The following is a 20543-nucleotide window of genomic DNA, read 5'->3' on the forward strand; positions in this document are numbered from 1 at the left end:
GCAACAGTACGGGGATGTACGGGGAAAAGAGATCCCGGCGCCGGAAAAAATCCCAGCCTAGCTTTTCGTGCGAGGTTGATATCGTTGGAGCTGCCGAAAGGCTGCGAACAGGTCCGCAGGACGTTCGGCGTTGTCATGTCGATCGCGGGCACACTGTGCGTGCCTTCGCAGCCTGCGGCAGCTCCGGGCCAGGTGGTCAGTCGGCGTAGAACGCCGGGCGGGTCGGCAGGTCGATGCGTTCGATCTTGCCGCTGGTCTGCGCCAGGGTGCAGGCGTCGGCGGCCACTGCGGCGGCATAACCGTTCCAGGCCGACGGGCCGCTAAGCTGGCCGCTGTTCACACCCTTGATGAAGGCCTGCAATTCCACGTCATAGGCGTCAATGAAGCGGTCTTTCCAGTCCATCAGGATGCCGGTGGACAGCTTCGCGCCGCTGCGTAACTGCACGCTGGAGGGTTCCGGCAGGCGGGCGATGCCCTGCTCGCCTACCACTTCACACTGGATGTCGTAGCCGTACTTGCAGTTGACGAACACTTCCACGTCGATGCGCACGCCCTTGGCGGTCTCCAGCAGCACAATCTGCGGGTCGCGCAACTGCGCATGGGTATGCTGGGTACTGCGCGGGAACACGACCTGGGCCGACACGTAGTCATCGTCGATCAGCCAGCGCAGCACATCCAGTTCGTGGATCAACGTGTCGGTAATGGCCATGCTGGTGCCATAGGCCTGGGGCACTTCGGGGTTGCGGTGAGCGCAATGAAGCATCAGTGGCACACCAATTTCACCGCTGTCGATCACCGCCTTGAGGGCGCGATAACCCTGGTCAAACGGGCGCATGAAGCCCACCTGGACCAGGCGCTTGCCATGGGCCATTTCCGCCTCGACGATCTTGCGGCAGCCCTCGGCGGTCACCGCCAACGGTTTTTCGCAAAATACCGGCTTGCCAGCGGCGATGGCTGCCAGCACGAACTCTTCATGGCTGGGCCCCCAGGAGGTCACCACCACGGCCTGCACGTTGGCTGCATTGATCAATTCATGACCACTGCCGTACACCTCGGCGTCTATTCCCAGTTGCGTAACCACGGCACGCGCCTGTTCGGCGTTGATGTCGTTGACCGCCACCACCCGCGCGCCCGCCAGGGCGAAGCTGAGACGGCGGATATGATCCCGGCCAATGGCACCGGTCCCGATGACACCGATATTCAAGGTCATGTTGGCTCCTGATTTGTTGTTGTGGGCCGCTTGATCCAGGCTTTCGGCTGAAAGCCGTTCGAGTGATCTCAGGCTAGAACGCCGCACAGGGGAAATCAATTATTTTTCTATAAATAATTTATTTGGAATTTTTGTTTTATTTCTTGCCCGCAAGCCTTCGTAAACTCATCGTTGCCAGGCTGGCAATGTCGACTTGCTTTCGGCAAGCTAGCCTAAGCTGCTTGTTGAACGTTACCGGTCATCTCAAGGAGGGGCCCCCCATGTACTACGTGCAACGCAATGCACACGGCCAACTGATTCGCGTGGAAGAGTCGGCTTACCCCGAAGCGGACGACGCCCTGGCACCCGACCACCCGGATATCAAGGCCTGGTACGCGCGCAGCACCATAGAAGGCCGCTTGCAGCAGTTGCGCCAGAGCGACATGGACATGATCCGCGTGCTCGATGACCTGATTCAGGTACTGACCAGCAAGGGGGTGATCCGCATCACCGACCTGCCGGAAGCGGCGCTGGCCAAGCTCAAGTCCCGGGATGCGGTTCGCGGCGAACTGGGCGGCCTTGACCACCTGCTGGACCAGGACGACAGACTGATCTGAGGTAGCAAACACCCAAGGTTGCGCAGGCCTTGTGCCTCGCTGGAGATCTTCAGTGCATGCAAGGCCAGCGCAGCCTGGCGGCAGCGGTGCGGTGTGATGGCAGGAAACAAAAAAGGGCCGCTTGGGGCCCTTTTTTTGCGCGCTTTTGCTTATGGGTTGACGCTGTCCTTGAGGAACTTGCCTGGCTTGAACGCAACGGTGTTGCTGGCCTTGATCTTCACCGGCTCACCGGTTTGCGGGTTCTTGCCGGTGCGGGCACCGCGATGGCGTTGCAGGAAGGTGCCAAAGCCCACCAGCGTGACGCTGTCTTTCTTGTGCAGTGCGTTGGTGATTTCTTCCAGCACCGCATTGAGCACGCGGTTGGCTTGTTCCTTGGTCAGATCTGCTTTTTCGGCGATAGCGGCGGCGAGTTCTGGTTTGCGCATAGTGAAGCCCCTTTGTCGGATTTTTTGTTGTTATGCCCGTGCTGTTCTTCCAGAACAGCGCCCAAGGCGCCGCAGGCTCTACGCTGCGGCAGACCGAGTGAGAATGGCACGGCGCAACAGGCTGCGCCAGTGTCCACCCCACGTTTGTGGGGGCAAAAAACGGGTTATTCCGACAGAAAGACGGTTATTTACGCCAGCAGTGCAGGAAGCTGCTTGTTGAGTGCCAATTTTTCGCTCACAGCCGCGCCGGTCAGGGCATAACCCAACAGATTGCCGGCCGAATCCCGGCACAGCGCCTTGACGTCGGCGCCCTGCCCTTCCACCTGCCATTGGCCTTCAAGGCCCCGTGGCACAGGGGAAACCACCAGCGGGCAGACAGGTGTCTTGACGGTGATGGGCATCGGGCCGTAGCTGACCTGGGTGGGGTTGCCTGCCAGGGTCTGCGCCAGCGCTCGGGCGCAGCTCATCAGCGGCATCACGTACAGCAGGTTCAGCCCGTCCACTTCGGCGCAATCGCCCAGGGCGTAGATATTTGCATGCGAGGTCTTGAGGTGGCGGTCCACTACCACGCCACGGCTGGTTTCAAGCCCTGCCGCGGCTGCCAGGTCCACGCGCGGGCGCAGGCCAATCGCCGACACCACCAGGTCGCAGGCCAGCACCGCGCCGTCGGACAGGTGCGCTTCCAGGCCATCGGCCACCCGTTGCAGGCGGTTCAGCACCGGGCCCAGATAGAAGCGCGCCCCCAGCCCTTCCAGGCCTGCCTGCACGGCGGCAGCGGCAGCCGGGTGCAACAGCGTCGGCATCACCTGTTCGCAAGGCGCCACCAACTGTACTTCATAGCCACCGGCGATCAGGTCATTGGCGAACTCGCAGCCAATCAGGCCGGCGCCCAGCAGCAGAATGCGTTTTTTGCCTTGGGCGGCAGCGCGAAAGCGCGCGTAGTCTTCAAGGTCGTTGATCGGGAACACCGCGTCGCCGGCATCGCCCTGCACCGGCACGCTGACAGTCTGCGCGCCCCAGGCCAGGATCAGGTCGCGATACGGCACGGCTTCTTCGCCCACCCACAGTTGGTTGTGGCCCGGGTCGATACCCGTTACGCGGGTATGGGTACGGATCTCGGCCTTGAGTTGGTCGGCCATGGCGCCCGGTTCGGCCATGCTCAGGCCGTCGGCGTCCTTGTTCTTGCCGAAACCGGTGGACAGCATCGGCTTGGAATAGGAACGACCGTCATCGGCGGTGATCAACAACAACGGCGTTTCGCCGTCCAGCTTGCGAAACTCCCGCGCCAGGTTGTAGCCGGCCAGGCCTGTTCCCACGATCACCACAGGTGCAGTCATTGTTCTATTCCTTGAGTTGAAATGAGTATCAGGCGATTTCGATCATTTCGAAATCCATTTTGCCCACGCCGCAGTCCGGGCACAGCCAGTCTTCGGGCACGTCCTGCCACAGCGTTCCTGGTTCGATACCGTCATCAGGCCAGCCGTCGGCTTCGTTGTAGATCAGACCGCATACCACGCACTGCCACTTTTTCATTTACCGATGTCCTCGATGTTCAGGCTGATGGCTCGGTCGATCGATGGGTACTGCACTGTCGACCGGCTCAGCGCGTTTTGTACTGGGGCTTGTGCACAGATGCAAGCGCGAATGCATGCTAAGCTCGGCGGCTAACCCGCTTGCAGACAGCTGCTTACCGTGACGCACCCTTTGCCCCCCGACACAGCGCCCACCTGGTTGGCGCAGGCGCCAGCGCAGGCTGATGCCATGATATGCGCCTGGTTGTTCGACCAGGGCTCGCTCACCCGTCGCCTCACCCACCTTTCCCGCGACCACTTCAGTGTCACACCCTTGCACGAGCAATGGCAGGTACTGCGCGCCGATGAATGCAAGGCCCTGGGGCTGGCCGATGGCAGCAGCGGCTGGGTTCGCGAGGTGTACTTGCGCGGGCATGGCACACCGTGGGTGTTTGCCCGCAGCGTGGCCGGGCGCCAGGCGCTGGAAGCCGATGGCCTGGCGCTGGAGGCCTTGGGCAGCCGCTCGCTGGGCGAACTGCTGTTCACCACGCCAGCCTTCGAACGCCAGCCCATCGAGGTGTGCCAGTACCCTGCGCAGTGGCTGCCCGCCGAACAGGCCGGCGACGGCCTGTGGGCACGGCGTTCGCGCTTTGATCGCGCAGGTTTGCGCGTGCTGGTGGCCGAAGTCTTTCTGCCGACCCTGTGGCCGGCCGCTCAACTTGATGCGGAGAACCCTTGATGTACCAAAGCCTGCTCAAATCCCTGAACCGCGTGCATCCGCGTGCCTGGGACTTCGTCCAGCTGACGCGCATGGACAAGCCCATCGGTATCTACCTGCTGCTATGGCCCACACTGTGGGCTCTGTGGATTGCCGGCGAAGGCAGGCCGTCGCTGGCCAATATCCTGATTTTCGTGCTGGGCGTGGTGCTGATGCGCGGCGCAGGCTGTGTGATCAACGACTTTGCCGACCGCAAGGTCGACGGCCATGTGAAGCGTACCGAACAACGGCCACTGGTCAGCGGGCGCATCAGCTCGCGCGAAGCGCTGGTGTTTTTCGCCGTGCTGATCGCGGCCAGTTTTGCCCTGGTACTGTGCACCAACGCCACCACCATCTGGCTGTCGTTCGGCGGCCTGCTGCTGGCGGCTACCTACCCATTCATGAAGCGCTACACCTATTACCCGCAGGTGGTGCTGGGTGCGGCGTTTTCCTGGGGCATGCCCATGGCCTTCACGGCCCAAACCGGGCACCTGCCCGCCGCCGCCTGGCTGCTGTACATCGCCAACCTGCTGTGGACCGTGGCGTATGACACCTACTACGCCATGACCGACCGTGACGACGACCTGCGCATTGGCGTGAAGTCCACAGCCATTCTGTTTGGCGAAGCCGACCGCCTGATCATCGTGGTGCTGCAGGGGCTGGCACTGGTGTGCCTGTTGCTGGCCGGGGCGCAGTTCAAGCTGGGGGGCTGGTACCACCTGGGGCTGCTGGTCGCCGCCGCATGCTTTGCCTGGGAGTGGCACAGCACTCGCGACCGCGAGCGCATGAAATGCTTCAAGGCATTCCTGCACAACCACTGGGCCGGGCTGGCAATTTTTGTCGGCATCGTCGCCGACTACGCCTTTCGCTGATCCTGCTTCCAACTTGTGTGGGAGCGGGCTCTGCCCGCGAAGGCAACGCTGCGGATAATCCGACTCAGCGCAGTGTGCTTGTCGCGGGCAGAGCCCACTCCCACAGAAGGCAGTACCCTGCAGGGAGGGAAGCGGCTGCTATTGGCGGTCAATCAGCATCAGCATCCGTTGGCACTACGTGCCAGACATCCATCTTGCCGTCGCCCATCTTGTCGCCGGCTTTCTTGTCCATTTTGAAGGTGTACACCGGCTTGCCGCCGAACGCCCACTGCATCTTGCCGTCGTCACGCTTCACCACGGTCCAGTCGCCGTCATCCTTGGCGCCACTTTCAGCCATCAGGGGCGGCCAGTTTTCGGCGCACTTGTCGTTGCAGTTGGACTTGCCGTCACCGTCCTTGTCGTAGGTGTAGAGCGTCATGCCGTGGTGGTCCACCAGCATGCCATCCTTCGCCATGGCAGGTTCGGCTGCCTGGGACAGGGCCGGTATCGCCAGCGCCAATGCCCCAGCCAGGGCCATCCAGTTCAGCGTATGTCGTGTCATTGGATTTACCTCTCATTATTCTGGTAAAGGAATTTGAGCTTAGCCCAGCGTCGGGAAGTTGGTAGGCTAGCGGCAACCTGTCACACGACTGCAATAATTCCGTTATCTAATGCGCCCCAAGACACTTGAATGACAAGAGGTTTGAGCATGGTTGGCAGAAACATTCTGATCGTTGACGACGAAGCGCCCATTCGCGAAATGATCGCCGTCGCGTTGGAAATGGCTGGCTATGACTGCCTCGAGGCAGAAAACTCCCAGCAGGCCCACGCCATCATCGTCGACCGCAAGCCCGACCTCATCCTGCTCGACTGGATGCTGCCCGGCACCTCGGGTATCGAACTGGCCCGCCGCCTCAAGCGCGATGAGCTGACCGGTGACATCCCGATCATCATGCTCACCGCCAAGGGCGAGGAAGACAACAAGATCCAGGGCCTGGAAGTGGGCGCCGACGACTACATCACCAAGCCGTTCTCGCCCCGCGAGCTGGTGGCGCGCCTCAAGGCCGTGCTGCGCCGTGCAGGCCCCAGCGATGGCGAGGCGCCGATCGAAGTCGGCGGCCTGCTGCTGGACCCCATCAGCCACCGCGTGACCATCGATGGGCGCCCGGCAGAAATGGGCCCTACCGAATATCGCCTGTTGCAGTTCTTCATGACCCATCAGGAACGCGCCTACACCCGTGGCCAGTTGCTGGACCAGGTGTGGGGCGGCAACGTCTATGTCGAGGAGCGTACTGTCGATGTGCACATTCGCCGCCTGCGCAAGGCCCTCGGCATCGCCTACGAGAATCTGGTACAAACCGTGCGCGGCACCGGCTACCGCTTTTCCACAAAAAGCTGAAGCCCCTGCGCCGGGCCATCACTCGAAAGGACGCGACGTTAATTGAACCAGAACTGGCACAGCATCCTGATCCGGCACATGCTGGTATTGATCACGCTTTGCTTACTGGCAGGGCTGATCAGCGGTTACTACGGCTGGTGCCTGGCCGCAGGGCTGGCGGTGTACCTGGGCTGGACCCTCAAGCAACTGCTGCGCCTGCACCGCTGGCTCAACCAGCATCAGCCGGATGAAGCACCGCCCGATGGCTACGGCCTGTGGGGCGACGTGTTCGACAGCATCTACCACCTGCAACGCCGCGACCAGCGCGTGCGCGGGCGCCTGCAAGCGGTGATCGACCGAGTGCAGGAGTCCACGGCGGCCCTGCGCGACGCAGTCATCATGCTCGACAGCGATGGCAACCTTGAATGGTGGAACCGCGCCGCCGAGACCCTGCTGGGCCTCAAGACCCCCCAGGACAGCGGTCAGCCCGTGACCAACCTGGTACGCCACCCGCGCTTCAAGGAGTACTTTGAAGCCGAGAACTACGCCGAGCCGCTGGAAATCCCTTCGCCCGTCAACGACCGCATGCGCGTGCAGATGCTGATCACCCGCTACGGCAACAACGAGCACCTGATGCTGGTACGCGACGTGACCCGCATCCACCAGCTGGAGCAGATGCGCAAGGACTTCATCGCCAACGTCTCCCACGAACTGCGCACGCCGCTGACGGTGATCGCCGGTTACCTGGAAACCCTGCTCGACAACGTCGAGGACGTGAACCCGCGCTGGGCTCGCGCCCTGCAGCAAATGCAGCAACAGGGCGGGCGCATGCAAACCCTGCTCAATGACCTGCTGTTGTTGGCCAAACTGGAAGCCACCGACTACCCCTCGGATAACCAGCCCGTGGCCGTTTATGCCTTGCTGCAATCGATCAAGAGCGATGCCCAGGCGCTGTCAGGCCAGCGCAACCAGCGCATCACCCTGGAAGCCGACGACAGCATTCGCCTCAAGGGCAGCGAGTCGGAACTGCGCAGTGCGTTTTCCAACCTGATATTCAACGCCGTGAAGTACACCCCCGCCGAAGGCAATATCCATATCCGCTGGTGGGGCGACGGCAAGATGGCCTACATGAGCGTGCAGGATTCGGGCATCGGCATCGACGCCAAGCACTTGCCGCGCCTGACCGAGCGCTTCTACCGCGTGGACTCCAGCCGCGCCTTGGCCACCGGCGGTACCGGGCTGGGCCTGGCCATCGTCAAGCATGTGCTGCTGCGCCACCGTGGCCACCTGGAGATCAGCAGCACCCCAGGCCAGGGCAGCACCTTCACCTGCATTTTCGCGCCCCAGCAGTGGGTGATGCAGACACCGGGGCGCAAAGCGCTCTAGGCAAGCGTCGGTTCAACCGCTACATTGATAGTCTTGTGCCTGCATTTCAGGCGCCGTTACTCCCCCTTTTTCTGAAGACGGAACCCGTAAAACTCCATCATGGACCCTTCCCCTGGCTTTACCCTCGCTTCACTCTTCGCCGACTTCGGCATGATTCTTTTCGCTGTACTGCTGGTGTTGCTCAACGGCTTTTTCGTAGCCGCCGAGTTCGCCATGGTCAAACTGCGCTCAACCCGCGTGGAATCCATCGCCGAGAAACACGGCTGGCGCGGTCAGATCCTGCGCACCGTGCACAGTCAACTCGACGCCTATCTGTCCGCCTGCCAGCTGGGTATCACCCTCGCCTCCCTGGGCCTGGGCTGGGTCGGTGAGCCGGCATTCGCGCACCTGCTCGAACCGTTGCTGGAAGCGCTGGGCGTGCAATCGCCGGAAGTCGCCAAGGGGGTGTCGTTTTTCAGCGCCTTCTTCGTCATTTCCTACCTGCACATTGTGGTGGGCGAACTGGCACCAAAATCCTGGGCCATTCGCAAGCCCGAGTTGCTGTCCATGTGGACGGCGGTGCCGCTGTACCTGTTTTACTGGGCCATGTACCCGGCCATCTACCTGCTCAACGCCAGTGCCAACGCCATCTTGCGCATTGCCGGCCAGGGCGAGCCAGGCCCGCACCACGAGCACAGCTACAGCCGCGACGAACTGAAACTCATCCTGCACTCCAGTCGTGGCCAGGATCCCAGCGACCAAGGCATGCGCGTGCTAGCCTCGGCGGTGGAAATGGGCGAACTGGAGGTAGTGGATTGGGCCAACTCCCGTGAAGACCTGGTAAGCCTGGACTTCAATGCGCCGCTCAAGGAAATCCTGGCGATGTTCCGTCGCCACAAATTCAGCCGTTATCCGGTGTACGACGCCCGACGCAACGAGTTTGTCGGCCTGTTGCACATCAAGGACCTGCTGCTGGAGCTGGCCGACCTGGACCATATCCCCGAGTCGTTCAACCTGGCCGAACTCACCCGCCCGCTGGAGCGTGTTTCCCGACACATGCCACTGTCGCGCCTGCTGGAGCAGTTCCGCAAGGGCGGCGCGCACTTCGCCCTGGTGGAGGAAGCCGATGGCAAGATCATCGGTTACCTGACCATGGAGGACGTGCTGGAGGTGCTGGTGGGCGATATTCAGGACGAACACCGCAAGGCCGAACGCGGGATCATGGCCTACCAGCCGGGCAAGCTGCTGGTACGCGGTGACACGCCGCTGTTCAAGGTCGAGCGCCTGCTCAGCGTTGACCTGGACCACATCGAAGCCGAAACCCTGGCTGGCCTGGTGTACGAGACCCTCAAGCGCGTGCCGGAAGAGGAAGAAGTGCTGGAAGTCGAAGGGCTGCGCATCATCATCAAGAAGATGAAGGGCCCGAAGATCATCCTTGCCAAAGTGCTGCGCCTCGAATAACCGCTTTGTAGCCTCGCGGCAGCGGCTACAAGTGTTGCGTTATTTATTGCCCAACGCAAAGTTGGGCAAGCTGCCCACCGGTTGGTTGAACTGGAAGGGAATCGACTCCAGCCCCAGGCCCACGTTGCGCTGCACCACGAAGTGCAAATGCGGCCCGGTACTGTTGCCGGTATTGCCCGAACGCGCCAGCGGCGTACCCACCGCCACGTGCTGACCCTCCAGCACGCTGACCGAACCCTGCATCAGGTGCAGATAAACGCCCATCGTGCCGTCATCGTGCAGTATGCGCACGAAGTTGCCGGAAGGGTTGCTGCCGCCACTGCCCTGGTCGTTCTCAACCTTGACCACCGTGCCGCCACGCGCGGCGATGATCGGCGTGCCCACCGGCATCGCAATGTCCATGGCCCAGCGGCTTTTAGGCCCGAAATGGCTGAACGTGCCGTTAGGCCCCTGGGTCAGGCGAAACGGACCGCCCACCCACGGCAGCGGATAGCGGTAGCCCATGGCGACCATTGACGGGTTACCCAGCGAATAGCGGAATTTTTGCGTGAAACGCAGGGCCTGCCCAGGCTTTTGCGCCACCAGGGTCGTCAGCGCAACGGTCGAGCGCGCAGGCAGTACGCGCCGTACCACCGCCGGCGTGCCGGCCCGTACGTTACCCAGGCTGGACAAGCGCAGCTCCACTTCAACGGGTGCGTACAACTCGTTGCGGGCCGAGAATGTGGTTACGCCCGCCTGCTTGTTCACGTCCAGATGCACCTGCTGGTCCAGCCGCTCGGTCATGCGATCGGCGAATACCAGCACCTTGGCGCCGTGGGTGGGCCGGTCGGTGTAGGAGGTCACGCCATAAGCGTCGGTGTACTTGTAGATGGTCGTGGCACCAGCCTGAGTACAGCCCAAGGCCAGGGCGCAGAAAAGAAGGGAGCGTAGCTGCATGATGGCGATCTGGAATAATTGGTCTGGACCAAAGATTAGCAGCTCCGTCGCCTACGTTCGCCAAACAGATAAACGGAATATTTCAGACAACCCCCTTCTTTTGTGGTAGCCGGTTCTACCCGCGAAAAGAGCACCGCGCACTTGCCTGATACCGGGCGGTGCTTGCTTCGCGGGCAGAGCCCGTTCCCACATGAAAACTGGGCTTCCCCAAAAGCAGCTGTCTTGCGTGCCCCCCAAAGGACGCGTATCAGGCGCCGGGGACGAAGTGCTTCTGCGCCGTGCCGCGGGCGATCAGGCGCGAGATGTAATCGAGCTTCTGGGCGTCCTGGTCGACAAAGCGAAAGGTCAGTTGCAGCCAGTCGCTGTCCGGCTTGGGCTCGTGGGCGACGATCGCGTGCAGGTAGCCGTTCAACCGCGCCACTTCGGCGTTGTCGCCCTGCTCCAGGTCCAGCACGGCGTTTTCCAGTACCTGGGGCAGCACTTCCCCGCGGCGCACCACCAGCAGTGCTTCCTTGAGGCTCAGGGCCTTGATCACGCACTGCTGGGTGCCGCTGGACAGGCGCAGCTGGCCCTGGCCACGGTTACTGGTGGATGCGGCCGCAGGTGTGGCTGCAGGGCGCGGTGCGTTGTTGAGCAGGCCGCCGCGAGAGGCCGGTGCAGGGGCCGCCGCAGCCGCTGCGGGACGTACCACTTCAGCCTTGCCGCCGGTCAGGGCGCTGAGCGAATCATTGGCAAAGGGCGAAGAGGCCTTGCTGGGTGTCGCCGTCAGGGCGTCCAGCTTGCCGATCTTGGCCAGTGCCTTCTTGACCTTGGTCAGCAACTGGTCGTTGGTGAAGGGTTTGCCAATGAAGTCCGAGACGCCGGCCTGGATGGCCTGTACCACGTTTTCCTTGTCGCCGCGGCTGGTCACCATGATGAACGGCATGGCCTTGAGATTATCTTGCTCGCGGCACCAGGTCAGTAGCTCCAGGCCCGACATTTCCGGCATCTCCCAGTCGCACAGCACCAGGTCGAAGCTGTCTTTCATCAACAGGGCCTGGGCCTTGCGGCCGTTTACCGCGTCTTCGATGACCATGCCCGAAAAGGCGTTGCGCAAGCACTTCTTCACCAGGTCACGAATGAACGGGGCGTCATCCACAACCAGCACACTGACCTTACTCATTGACCACTCCTAAGATTACCCGGCAAGCATAGCGCTGACTGATGGCCATTTGCCAAAACTTATTAGTCACGCCGGGACTCTTTGTTCACGGGGTGCCATTCATTTCACGCACCGCAAACGAAAATGCCCGGCGCAAGGCCGGGCATTTCTGGTCGGGCAGTCTTACTTATCGTCCGAAACGCCCGGAACATTAGCGCGATCGCCACGGCCCTGGACTTCCTCGCGCATGCGCGCAAGGCCCAGGTGGCGAACGTCGGTGCCGCGCACCAGGTAGATCACAAGCTCCGAGATGTTGCGCGCGTGGTCGCCAATGCGCTCCAGCGAACGCAGCACCCAGATCACGTTGAGTACGCGCGAGATCGAGCGCGGGTCTTCCATCATGTAGGTGACCAGCTCACGCAAGGCGGTCTTGTATTCGCGGTCGATGGTCTTGTCGTACTGGGCCACCGACAGTGCCAGGTCGGCGTCGAAGCGGGCGAACGCGTCCAGCGCGTCGCGGACCATCTTGCGTACCTGGTCGCCGATGTGGCGCACTTCGACGTAGCCGCGCGGCGACTCGCCTTCTTCGCACAGCTGAATGGCGCGGCGGGCGATCTTGGTCGACTCGTCACCAATGCGCTCCAGGTCAATCACCGACTTGGAGATGCTGATGATCAGGCGCAGGTCAGAAGCAGCCGGTTGGCGGCGGGCCAGGATACGCACGCACTCTTCGTCGATGTTGCGTTCCATCTGGTTGATCTGCTCATCAACGTCGCGAACCTGCTGGGCCAGGCCCGAATCGGCCTCGATCAGCGCGGTGACGGCGTCGTTGACCTGCTTCTCTACCAGGCCACCCATGGCCAGCAGGTGGCTGCGGACTTCTTCCAGCTCGGCGTTGAACTGCTGGGAGATGTGGTGCGTAAGGCTATCTTTATCAATCATCGGGTCGCTCCGCGACAGCTTTAAGCTTCAAGCTGCAAGCTACAAGTGGTTATGTGTGATCCAGAACTTTGCGTGCCTCTGCTTGCCGCTTGACGCTACAAGCTTGCAGCTGCTCTTAGCCATAGCGACCGGTGATGTAATCCTCGGTCTGCCGTTTCGCAGGGTTGGTGAACAGAGTGTCGGTATCCCCGAACTCCACCAGCTTGCCCATGTGCATGAACGCTGTGTAATCGGACACCCGGGCAGCCTGCTGCATGTTGTGGGTCACGATCACAATGGTGTATTTGGATTTCAGTTCGTAGATCAGTTCTTCAACTTTAAGCGTGGATATCGGATCGAGCGCCGAACAGGGTTCGTCCAGCAACAAGACCTGTGGTTCCACGGCGATGGTGCGAGCAATGACCAGGCGCTGCTGCTGGCCACCAGACAGGCCAAGGGCCGACTCGTGCAAGCGGTCCTTGACCTCTTCCCACAGCGCAGCGGCCTTCAGCGCCCACTCCACCGACTCATCCAGCACGCGCTTCTTGTTGATGCCTTGGATGCGCAGGCCGTACACCACGTTCTCGTAAATGGTCTTGGGGAACGGGTTGGGCTTCTGGAACACCATGCCCACGCGCCGGCGCAGCTCGGCCACGTCTTCGCCCTTGCGGTAGATGTTATGGCCCTCGAGGTTGATCTCGCCTTCCACCCGGCACCCGTCCACCAAATCATTCATGCGGTTGAAGGTGCGCAGCAAGGTCGATTTACCGCAGCCCGACGGGCCGATGAACGCAGTCACGCGCTGCTTGGGAATGTCCAAGGCAACGTCGAACAGCGCCTGCTTGGCGCCATAGAACAGGTTGAGGCCGGGAACCTGGATGGCCAGCGTCTCGTTGGCCATGCTCAGGCCCTGGCGCTTGCGGCCGATGGCCGAGAGGCTGACGCCGCCAGGCTTGTTGGGATCTTGCTGCATGATTGCTCCCTACGCGTTCAGCGCGTTGGTTGAGCCGCCCGCCTCGCATCGAGGGGGCGGCCGGCGAATGACCAGGCGGACGGCCTATCAGTTGTCCAGTGCCTGGTACTTCTCGCGCAAATGGTTACGAAGGGCGACCGCCGACAGGTTCAACGCGGCAATCACCATCACCAGCAACAGCGCCGTGGCATACACCAGCGGGCGCGCGGCCTCGACGTTCGGGCTCTGGAAGCCAACGTCATAAATATGGAAGCCCAGGTGCATGATCTTCTGGTCCAGGTGCAGGTACGGGTAGTTACCGTCCACCGGCAACGACGGCGCCATCTTCACCACACCCACCAGCATCAGCGGCGCCACCTCGCCGGCCGCACGGGCCACGGCCAGGATCATGCCGGTCATCATCGCCGGGCTCGCCATGGGCAGCACAATCTTCCACAGCGTCTCGGCCTTGGTAGCGCCCAGCGCCAACGAGCCCTCACGCAAGCTGAGCGGGATGCGCGCCAGGCCCTCTTCGGTGGCCACGATCACCACCGGCACGGCCAGCAGCGCCAGGGTCAGCGATGCCCACAACAGGCCGGGGGTACCGAACGTGGGTGCCGGCAACGCCTCAGGAAAGAACATCCGGTCCACAGATCCGCCCAGCACATAGACGAAGAAGCCCAGGCCGAACACGCCGTAGACAATCGCCGGCACGCCGGCCAGGTTGTTCACGGCAATGCGAATCAAGCGGGTCAAGGGGCCCTGGCGTGCGTATTCGCGCAGGTACACCGCCGCCAGCACGCCGAAGGGAGTGACGATCATGGCCATGATCAGGGTCATCATCACGGTGCCGAAAATGGCCGGGAACACACCGCCCTCGGTGTTAGCTTCGCGAGGGTCCTGGGACAGGAACTCGCCGACCTTGCCGAAATAGAACCCCAGCTTCTTGAACACGCCCATGGCGTTGGGCTGGTAGGCGTGCAACACCTTGCCCATGCTGATTTCCATGACCTTGCCGTTGATGTCGCGCACGGTCAGGCTGTCGCGGTTGATGGCCTGATGCAGGTCACCAAGGCGCGACTCGATGTCCTGGTACTGGCCATTGAGTGCCGCACGCTCGGCGTCCATGTCCGCCTGCGCCGTAGCGTCCAGGCGGTGCTCCAGCTCCAGCTTGCGGCCATGCAGGCGAATGCGTTCGAGCTGGGCGTTGATTGAGCCGATTTCACCCTTCTCCAGGCGCTTGAGCTGGCCGTCCAGCTGTTTCACCCGGTCAATGCGCGGATACAGCTGGTCGAACACCGCATCACCTTCAGCCACGACCTGGCCATTTTCCTTGACGTTGACCAGGTAGCCGTAGAAGTTGCCCCACTCGCGGCGCTCGACGGTCACCAGCTCCCTGGGCATGGCCTGCTCCTTGAGCCAGTTGCCTACCACCCAGATGAAGTCCATGCCACCGATGTCGCGGTTACCAATCTTGATCAGTTCGCGGGTCATGAATTCGGGGCCTTGCGCCGGCACCGGCAGCCCGGCGCCAGCCAATTGCGCACGCGGCACCTCTTCTTTCTGTACCACTTCGCCGATGAGCACCTGAGCTGGCTGGCCAGGCACTTCGTAGCTGGCGTGCACCAGGTTTGCCGGCCAGAAATGGCCAAGGCCGCGCACGGCCAACAACGCCAGCAGGCCGACAGTCATGATCACGGCAACGGACACCGCACCACCACTGAGCCAGACGCCGGGCGAGCCGCTTTTGAACCAGCCTTTGAGGGAATCCTTTTTCACCGATCGCTACCTTCTGTCAAAGCGACGAGTATTTTTTGCGAAGACGCTGGCGGATCAGTTCGGCCAGGGTATTCATCACGAACGTGAACAGCAGCAACACCAGCGCGGCCAGGAACAGCACGCGGTAGTGGCTGCCGCCCACCTCCGACTCGGGCATTTCCACCGCCACGTTGGCGGCCAGGGTGCGCATCCCTTCAAACAGATTCATGTTCATGACCGGCGTGTTGCCGGTAGCCATCAGTACAATCATGGTTTCGCCGACCGCGCGGCCCATGCCGATCATCAGCGCCGAGAAGATCCCCGGGCTCGCGGTGAGCAGCACCACGCGGGTCAGGGTTTGCCACGGTGTGGCGCCCAGCGCCAGTGAGCCCAGGGTCAGGCTGCGCGGCACGCTGAACACCGCGTCTTCGGCAATCGAATAGATGTTGGGGATAACCGCGAAGCCCATCGCCAGGCCCACCACCAGGGCGTTGCGCTGGTCATAGGTGATTTTCAGGTCGTTGCTGATCCACTGGCGCATGTCACCGGCGAAGAACCAGTTTTCCAGGTGTGGGCTCATGAACAGCGAGAACCACGCCACCAGCAGGATCACGGGTACCAGGATGGCGCTCTCCCAACCGTCCGGTACCCGCAGGCGAATGGACTCGGGCAGACGGCTCCAGCCGAAACCCGCCAACAAAATACCCACCGGCGTCAGCAGCAACAGGCTGAAGACCCCCGGCAAATGGGCTTCCAGGTACGGCGCCAGGAACAGCCCGGCGAGGAAGCCGAGAATCACCGTGGGCATGGCCTCCATCAGTTCGATCACCGGCTTGACCTTGCGGCGCAGGGCCGGGGCCATGAAGTAGGCAGTGTAGATGGCTGCCGCGACTGCCAGAGGGGCGGCCAGGAACATGGCGTAGAACGCCGCCTTTAGGGTACCGAAGGTCAGCGGCGCCAGGCTCAGCTTGGGTTCGAAGTCGGAGGTGGCCGCCGTGGACTGCCACACGTACTTGGGTTCGTCGTAGTTTTCATACCAGACCTTGTCCCACAGCGCGCTCCACGACACCTCGGGGTGCGGGTTGACCAGCACCATCTTCAACAGTTTGCCGCCCTCTTCCACCAGTATGCGGTTGGCGCGCGGCGACAAGGCCACCACGCCGGGGCCCTGGGCCACTTGTTCAACCAGCAAGGTACGGTGGGCGGTGCTGTGAAACACACCCAACTGCCCCATCGCGTTCACCGCGATGAAGCCCTTGCGGCGCTGCTCGGCGGTAATGTCCACGATAGACGTACTGCCCATCTGGAAGTCGCGGATATGCGTGAGGCGCGGGTCGCCGTCGACGTCGCGGGCCATGAACCACTGGCCCAGGCCGCCCTTGGAGGTGCCGATGATCAGGGAGACCCCGCCCACCAATTGCGTGCTGGCGGTGACTTCGGCGTTGGCGTCCTCAAGCAGTTTGTAGCGACCGTTGAGGCTCTTGTCGCGCAGGTCGAAGACGTCGGCCTGGGCCCGGCCATTGATCACGTAGAGCCACTGCTGGCGGGGGTCGACGAAGATAGCCTTGACCTGTTCGGTCATCTGCGGAAGTTCGATGACGGCCTGGGTGGTCGTGGTCTCGCCGGTGAGCATGTTTTCCTCTTTGGCCAGGGAAATCACATGCAGTTGCGGACCAGTGGAGCCGGCCACCACCAGGTTGTCATCAGTGGCGCTGAGATTGATGTGCTCCAGCGGCCGCCCCTGGTCATCCAGGGTCAGCGGCGTCTGCCCATAGGGGAATTCGACAGTGGGCGTGATGGTCTTCTGGCCGTCCGGGTAGGTCACCTTGTAGGTGTGGCGGAAGATCATCGCCTGACCATTGGACAACCCGAGAATCACCAGCGAACTGCCCGGCTGGTCTTCGCCAATGGACGCGACACGGGTACCCGGGGGCAGCGGCAGGTCGACGCGCTTGAGCTCGGTGCCGTCTTTGGTGCTGAAGAACAGCGCCTGACCACGGTCGGAAACCCGCATGCCCACCATGTTCTGCTCTTCGAGGGTAAGCATCAACGGCTTGCCAGCGCCCTGTTCCCAGGCAGGGGTCAGCGTGGTCCTGGTGGTCAGTTGGGCGCCCTGGAACAGGGGCAGCACCACATAAGCCAGGTAGAAAAAAATCAGCGTAATGGCGGCCAGCACGGCCAACCCGCCCACCCACACACCCCAACGGGTGAGGTGATCCTTGAGCGCCCGCATCTTGCGCTTGCGCACCAGGGCCGGCGTGTTGAAATCAATACGCGCCGGGGGCTTGCGGGGGGTCATTGCAGAGTTGGCCAGATCATTCATGCGCACACCCTAGCGGCCTCGTATTACAGAAACATGACAGTGAATTGACGCAGCAAGGTCTGCCGCCCAACCATTCTGGGCAGCATACCGGGTCAATCGCGAAGCAAGGCCTCTAGGCAGGGCCTCGCAGGGCATTCTACTTACTTTGAGCCTTCGCTCAGCCCCAAATCCGCCAAGGCTTTGGCCGCGACTTTGGCTGGGAGCGGGATGTAACCATCTTTTACCACGATCTGCTGACCGGATTGTGACAGCACCAGCTTCACAAACTCGGCTTCCATGGGTGCCAACGGCTTGTTAGGCGCCTTGTTGACGTACAGGAACAGGAAGCGCGACAGCGGGTACTTGCCGTTAAGGGCGTTTTCTTCCGTGTCTTCGACGAAATTGGTGGTGCCCTTCCTGGCCAGGGGCACGGTTTTCACGCTGGCGGTCTTGTAGCCGATGCCCGAATAACCGATGCCATTGAGCGAACTGCTGATGGACTGTACCACCGAGGCGGAACCTGGCTGCTCATTGACGTTGGGCTTGAAGTCACCCTTGCACAGCGCCTCTTCCTTGAAATAGCCATAGGTGCCAGACACCGAGTTGCGGCCGAACAGTTGTACCGACTTGCCGGCCAACTCGCCCGTCACGCCCAGGTCGCCCCAGGTCTTGACCTCAGCCTTGGCGCCACACAGGCGGTTGGCCGAAAAAATCGCGTCCACCTGTTCCATGGTCAGGTGCTCGATGGGGTTGTCCTTGTGCACGAACACTGCCAGGGCATCCACCGCCACCGGAATCGCCGTGGGTTTGTAGCCGTGCTTCTGCTCGAAGGCCTGCAGTTCAACGTCCTTCATCCTGCGGCTCATGGGGCCGAAGTTGGCGGTGCCTTCAGTCAGCGCGGGCGGCGCAGTGGACGAACCGGCGGCCTGGATCTGGATGTTGACGTTGGGGTATTCCTTTTTATAGGACTCTGCCCACAGGGTCATGAGGTTGGCCAAGGTATCGGAGCCCACGCTGGACAGGTTGCCCGACACGCCAGTGGTCCTCACATAAACGGGGATCGCGGGGTCAACGGCGGCGACCGCATGAACGGAGGCGGCACTCGCGGTGGCGAAGCAAATAGCCGCCATCAAACGCTTGAAAGTCATGCGCGTGTCCTGGAATTGGGGGTTTTCGAATGGGTCGGGCGCCAGTATTGATAGCCCATGTGAATATTCTATGTATGGATTGTGACAGGAGGATGAATGGCCATTACGGGATGTTTCGATGTCTAGCACCCTATGAAAAAAGACGCCTAAGCGTCTTTTTCAAACATTTTTCGCAGGCCTGTAGTCGCAGCCGCCAGGCTACTGGTGTGATCAGCGCTTTTTAGCGAGGAGATAGAGGCCCACGAGCAAGCCAATCATGCAAATCCCTGCAACATAGTAGGCCGGCCCCATCGGGTCGGATTTCAGCAGCAGGGTCACAATCATCGGCGTCAGGCCTCCGAATATGGCGTAGGCCAGGTTGTAGGAGAACGACAGCCCGGTAAAGCGCACGGCTGCCGGGAACGCCTTGACCATCACGTAAGGCACCGCGCCGATGGTGCCGACAAACAGGCCCGTCAACGCATACAGCGCGAACAGCCAGTCCGGATGAGCGTGCAGGCTGTGGTAGAACACCCACGAGCTAATCAGCAGGGCCAAGCTGCCAATCACGAATACACGGCCGGCACCGTAGCGGTCAGCCAAGGCACCAGCGCACACGCAACCCAGGCTCAGGAACACGATGGCCAGGCTGTTGGCCTGCAGCGCCACTGCGGGGCTGAAGCCGTAGACGGTCTGCAGCACGGTGGGGGTCATCAGGATAACCACCACGATGCCGGCCGACAGCAGCCAGGTGAGCAGCATCGACACGACGATGGCGCCACGGTGGTCTCGCAATACTGCACGCAGGGGGATTTCCTCCGCCAGCGCCTTGCGTTGCTGCAATTCGGCGAACACTGGGGTTTCGTGCAGCCAGCGGCGCAGGTACACCGACATCAGGCCAAATACACCGCCGAGCAGGAACGGAATGCGCCAGGCGTAGTCCGACACTTCAGCCGCGCTGTAGGTGCTGTTGACCAGCGTCGCCACCAACGAGCCCAGCAGGATGCCTGCGGTCAGGCCCGAGGTCAGCGTGCCGCACGCGTAGCCCACATGGCGTGCCGGCACGTGCTCGGACACGAATACCCAGGCACCTGGCACTTCACCACCAATGGCGGCCCCCTGGATAACGCGCATCAGCAGCAACAGAATCGGTGCCCACAGGCCGATCTGCGCATAGGTCGGCAGCAAACCCATGATCAGAGTCGGCACGGCCATCATGAAGATGCTCAAGGTGAACATTTTCTTGCGGCCCAGCAGGTCGCCGAAGTGCGCCATGACAATGCCGCCCAGGGGGCGGGCCAGGTAGCCGGCGGCGAAAATGCCGAAGGTCTGCATCAGCCGCAGCCATTCAGGCATGTCGGCGGGGAAGAACAATTTGCCGACCACGGTGGCAAAGAACACGAAAATGATGAAATCGTAGAATTCCAGCGCACCACCCAGGGCGGAAAGCGACAAGGTCTTGTAGTCGTTGCGGGTCAAGGGACGCGCCGGTTGCGCGTGACTGGAGGGCACGGAGGTCATGATGTGGCTTCTCTTATAGGCATAGCGGCAACCCTCACCAGGGCTGCTTGCGGCTTGGCAGGTGGGGCACGATAGCAAATTGCTCGAAAAAGCACATGGATAGCGCTTTCCGGCCGATTAAATGGGTACCGGACGGTCGTCGCTCTACTGACCGCCCTATATACTGCGCGTCTGTAGGAATTTTCTGGTTGGATGCAGGGTGTTTGTGCGAAAACGTCGCTATATGCGTTAGCCGATTTCGCAGAGTTACCCTTGGCGCGCCTCTGTTGGCGAAAGCAGCGTAATATGAAGCTGAATCGTTTTATATGAGGCGTCATTATCGTTACGCCAA

Annotated in this window: 19 protein-coding genes; 6 read left to right on the plus strand and 13 right to left on the minus strand. The window is 61.7% G+C overall.

Translation table 11 applies throughout. The features are described 5' to 3' along the window. Positions 1-196: 196 nt before the first annotated feature. Positions 197-1210 (minus strand): Gfo/Idh/MocA family protein, encoded by a 1014-nt coding sequence (locus PMM47T1_RS06280; protein ID WP_008366875.1) that lies wholly within the window; start codon positions 1208-1210, stop codon positions 197-199. 260 nt (positions 1211-1470) lie between these two features. Between PMM47T1_RS06280 and PMM47T1_RS06285 the strand changes: the two genes are divergently transcribed. Further along, on the plus strand, positions 1471-1806 hold the full coding sequence (locus PMM47T1_RS06285; RefSeq protein ID WP_008366877.1) for a hypothetical protein: 336 nt from the start codon (positions 1471-1473) through the stop codon (positions 1804-1806). 149 nt (positions 1807-1955) lie between these two features. Here PMM47T1_RS06285 and PMM47T1_RS06290 read toward each other — a convergent pair whose 3' ends face one another. The 3 genes from PMM47T1_RS06290 to PMM47T1_RS06300 all read right to left on the minus strand — a co-directional run bounded on the left by PMM47T1_RS06290 (position 1956) and on the right by PMM47T1_RS06300 (position 3764). Further along, positions 1956-2231: an HU family DNA-binding protein gene (locus PMM47T1_RS06290; protein WP_008366879.1), complete on the minus strand. Its 276-nt coding sequence runs from the start codon at positions 2229-2231 to the stop codon at positions 1956-1958. Positions 2232-2419: 188 nt separating this feature from the next. Beyond that, positions 2420-3568 carry an NAD(P)/FAD-dependent oxidoreductase gene (locus PMM47T1_RS06295; protein WP_008366882.1) on the minus strand — a complete coding sequence of 383 codons (1149 nt, stop codon included), beginning with the start codon at positions 3566-3568 and terminating at the stop codon, positions 2420-2422. Positions 3569-3596: 28 nt separating this feature from the next. Then, the gene (locus PMM47T1_RS06300; protein WP_008366884.1) at positions 3597-3764 is read right to left on the minus strand and encodes a rubredoxin; all 168 of its coding nucleotides are present in this window, start codon (positions 3762-3764) and stop codon (positions 3597-3599) included. 198 nt (positions 3765-3962) lie between these two features. Between PMM47T1_RS06300 and PMM47T1_RS06305 the strand changes: the two genes are divergently transcribed. Further along, the gene (locus PMM47T1_RS06305; protein ID WP_050990390.1) at positions 3963-4481 is read left to right on the plus strand and encodes a chorismate--pyruvate lyase family protein; all 519 of its coding nucleotides are present in this window, start codon (positions 3963-3965) and stop codon (positions 4479-4481) included. Further along, positions 4481-5371, plus strand: a complete 891-nt coding sequence (gene ubiA, locus PMM47T1_RS06310) for a 4-hydroxybenzoate octaprenyltransferase (RefSeq protein WP_008366888.1) — start codon at positions 4481-4483, stop codon at positions 5369-5371. The genes PMM47T1_RS06305 and ubiA overlap by 1 nt, the downstream gene beginning before the upstream one ends. Before the next feature lie 148 nt (positions 5372-5519). On the opposite strand, the gene PMM47T1_RS06315 is transcribed toward ubiA, so the two are convergent. After that, the gene (locus PMM47T1_RS06315; RefSeq protein WP_043300802.1) at positions 5520-5912 is read right to left on the minus strand and encodes a COG4315 family predicted lipoprotein; all 393 of its coding nucleotides are present in this window, start codon (positions 5910-5912) and stop codon (positions 5520-5522) included. A gap of 147 nt (positions 5913-6059) precedes the next feature. On the opposite strand from PMM47T1_RS06315, the gene phoB reads away from it, so the two are divergent. The 3 genes from phoB to PMM47T1_RS06330 all read left to right on the plus strand — a co-directional run bounded on the left by phoB (position 6060) and on the right by PMM47T1_RS06330 (position 9554). Continuing rightward, on the plus strand, positions 6060-6749 hold the full coding sequence (gene phoB, locus PMM47T1_RS06320; RefSeq protein WP_008366891.1) for a phosphate regulon transcriptional regulator PhoB: 690 nt from the start codon (positions 6060-6062) through the stop codon (positions 6747-6749). A 78-nt stretch (positions 6750-6827) separates the two neighbouring features. Then, a complete protein-coding gene (gene phoR / locus PMM47T1_RS06325; RefSeq protein ID WP_238536603.1) occupies positions 6828-8114 on the plus strand; it encodes a phosphate regulon sensor histidine kinase PhoR in 1287 nt (428 codons plus the stop codon). 99 nt (positions 8115-8213) lie between these two features. Then, positions 8214-9554, plus strand: a complete 1341-nt coding sequence (locus PMM47T1_RS06330) for a hemolysin family protein (RefSeq protein WP_008366895.1) — start codon at positions 8214-8216, stop codon at positions 9552-9554. Between the two features lie 39 nt (positions 9555-9593). Here PMM47T1_RS06330 and PMM47T1_RS06335 read toward each other — a convergent pair whose 3' ends face one another. From PMM47T1_RS06335 to PMM47T1_RS06370, 8 genes are all read right to left on the minus strand, one after another. Then, entirely contained in the window at positions 9594-10490 is an 897-nt protein-coding gene (locus PMM47T1_RS06335) for a peptidoglycan DD-metalloendopeptidase family protein (protein WP_008366897.1), read from the minus strand. Positions 10491-10737: 247 nt separating this feature from the next. Further along, positions 10738-11652 (minus strand): response regulator, encoded by a 915-nt coding sequence (locus tag PMM47T1_RS06340; RefSeq protein ID WP_008366898.1) that lies wholly within the window; start codon positions 11650-11652, stop codon positions 10738-10740. A gap of 162 nt (positions 11653-11814) precedes the next feature. Continuing rightward, entirely contained in the window at positions 11815-12573 is a 759-nt protein-coding gene (gene phoU, locus PMM47T1_RS06345) for a phosphate signaling complex protein PhoU (RefSeq protein ID WP_008366900.1), read from the minus strand. A 115-nt stretch (positions 12574-12688) separates the two neighbouring features. After that, positions 12689-13525, minus strand: coding sequence for a phosphate ABC transporter ATP-binding protein PstB (pstB, locus tag PMM47T1_RS06350; RefSeq protein WP_043300803.1), 837 nt, complete (start codon positions 13523-13525; stop codon positions 12689-12691). 87 nt (positions 13526-13612) lie between these two features. Further along, positions 13613-15283: a phosphate ABC transporter permease PstA gene (gene pstA, locus PMM47T1_RS06355; RefSeq protein ID WP_008366904.1), complete on the minus strand. Its 1671-nt coding sequence runs from the start codon at positions 15281-15283 to the stop codon at positions 13613-13615. A 16-nt stretch (positions 15284-15299) separates the two neighbouring features. Then, positions 15300-17585 carry an ABC transporter permease subunit gene (locus PMM47T1_RS06360; RefSeq protein WP_008366906.1) on the minus strand — a complete coding sequence of 762 codons (2286 nt, stop codon included), beginning with the start codon at positions 17583-17585 and terminating at the stop codon, positions 15300-15302. A gap of 140 nt (positions 17586-17725) precedes the next feature. Further along, on the minus strand, positions 17726-18712 hold the full coding sequence (locus PMM47T1_RS06365; RefSeq protein WP_008366908.1) for a phosphate ABC transporter substrate-binding protein PstS: 987 nt from the start codon (positions 18710-18712) through the stop codon (positions 17726-17728). 210 nt (positions 18713-18922) lie between these two features. Next, positions 18923-20212 (minus strand): MFS transporter, encoded by a 1290-nt coding sequence (locus PMM47T1_RS06370; RefSeq protein WP_008366909.1) that lies wholly within the window; start codon positions 20210-20212, stop codon positions 18923-18925. Between the last annotated feature and the right edge of the window lie 331 nt (positions 20213-20543).

This window comes from Pseudomonas sp. M47T1, from assembly GCF_000263855.1.
GTDB lineage: Bacteria > Pseudomonadota > Gammaproteobacteria > Pseudomonadales > Pseudomonadaceae > Aquipseudomonas.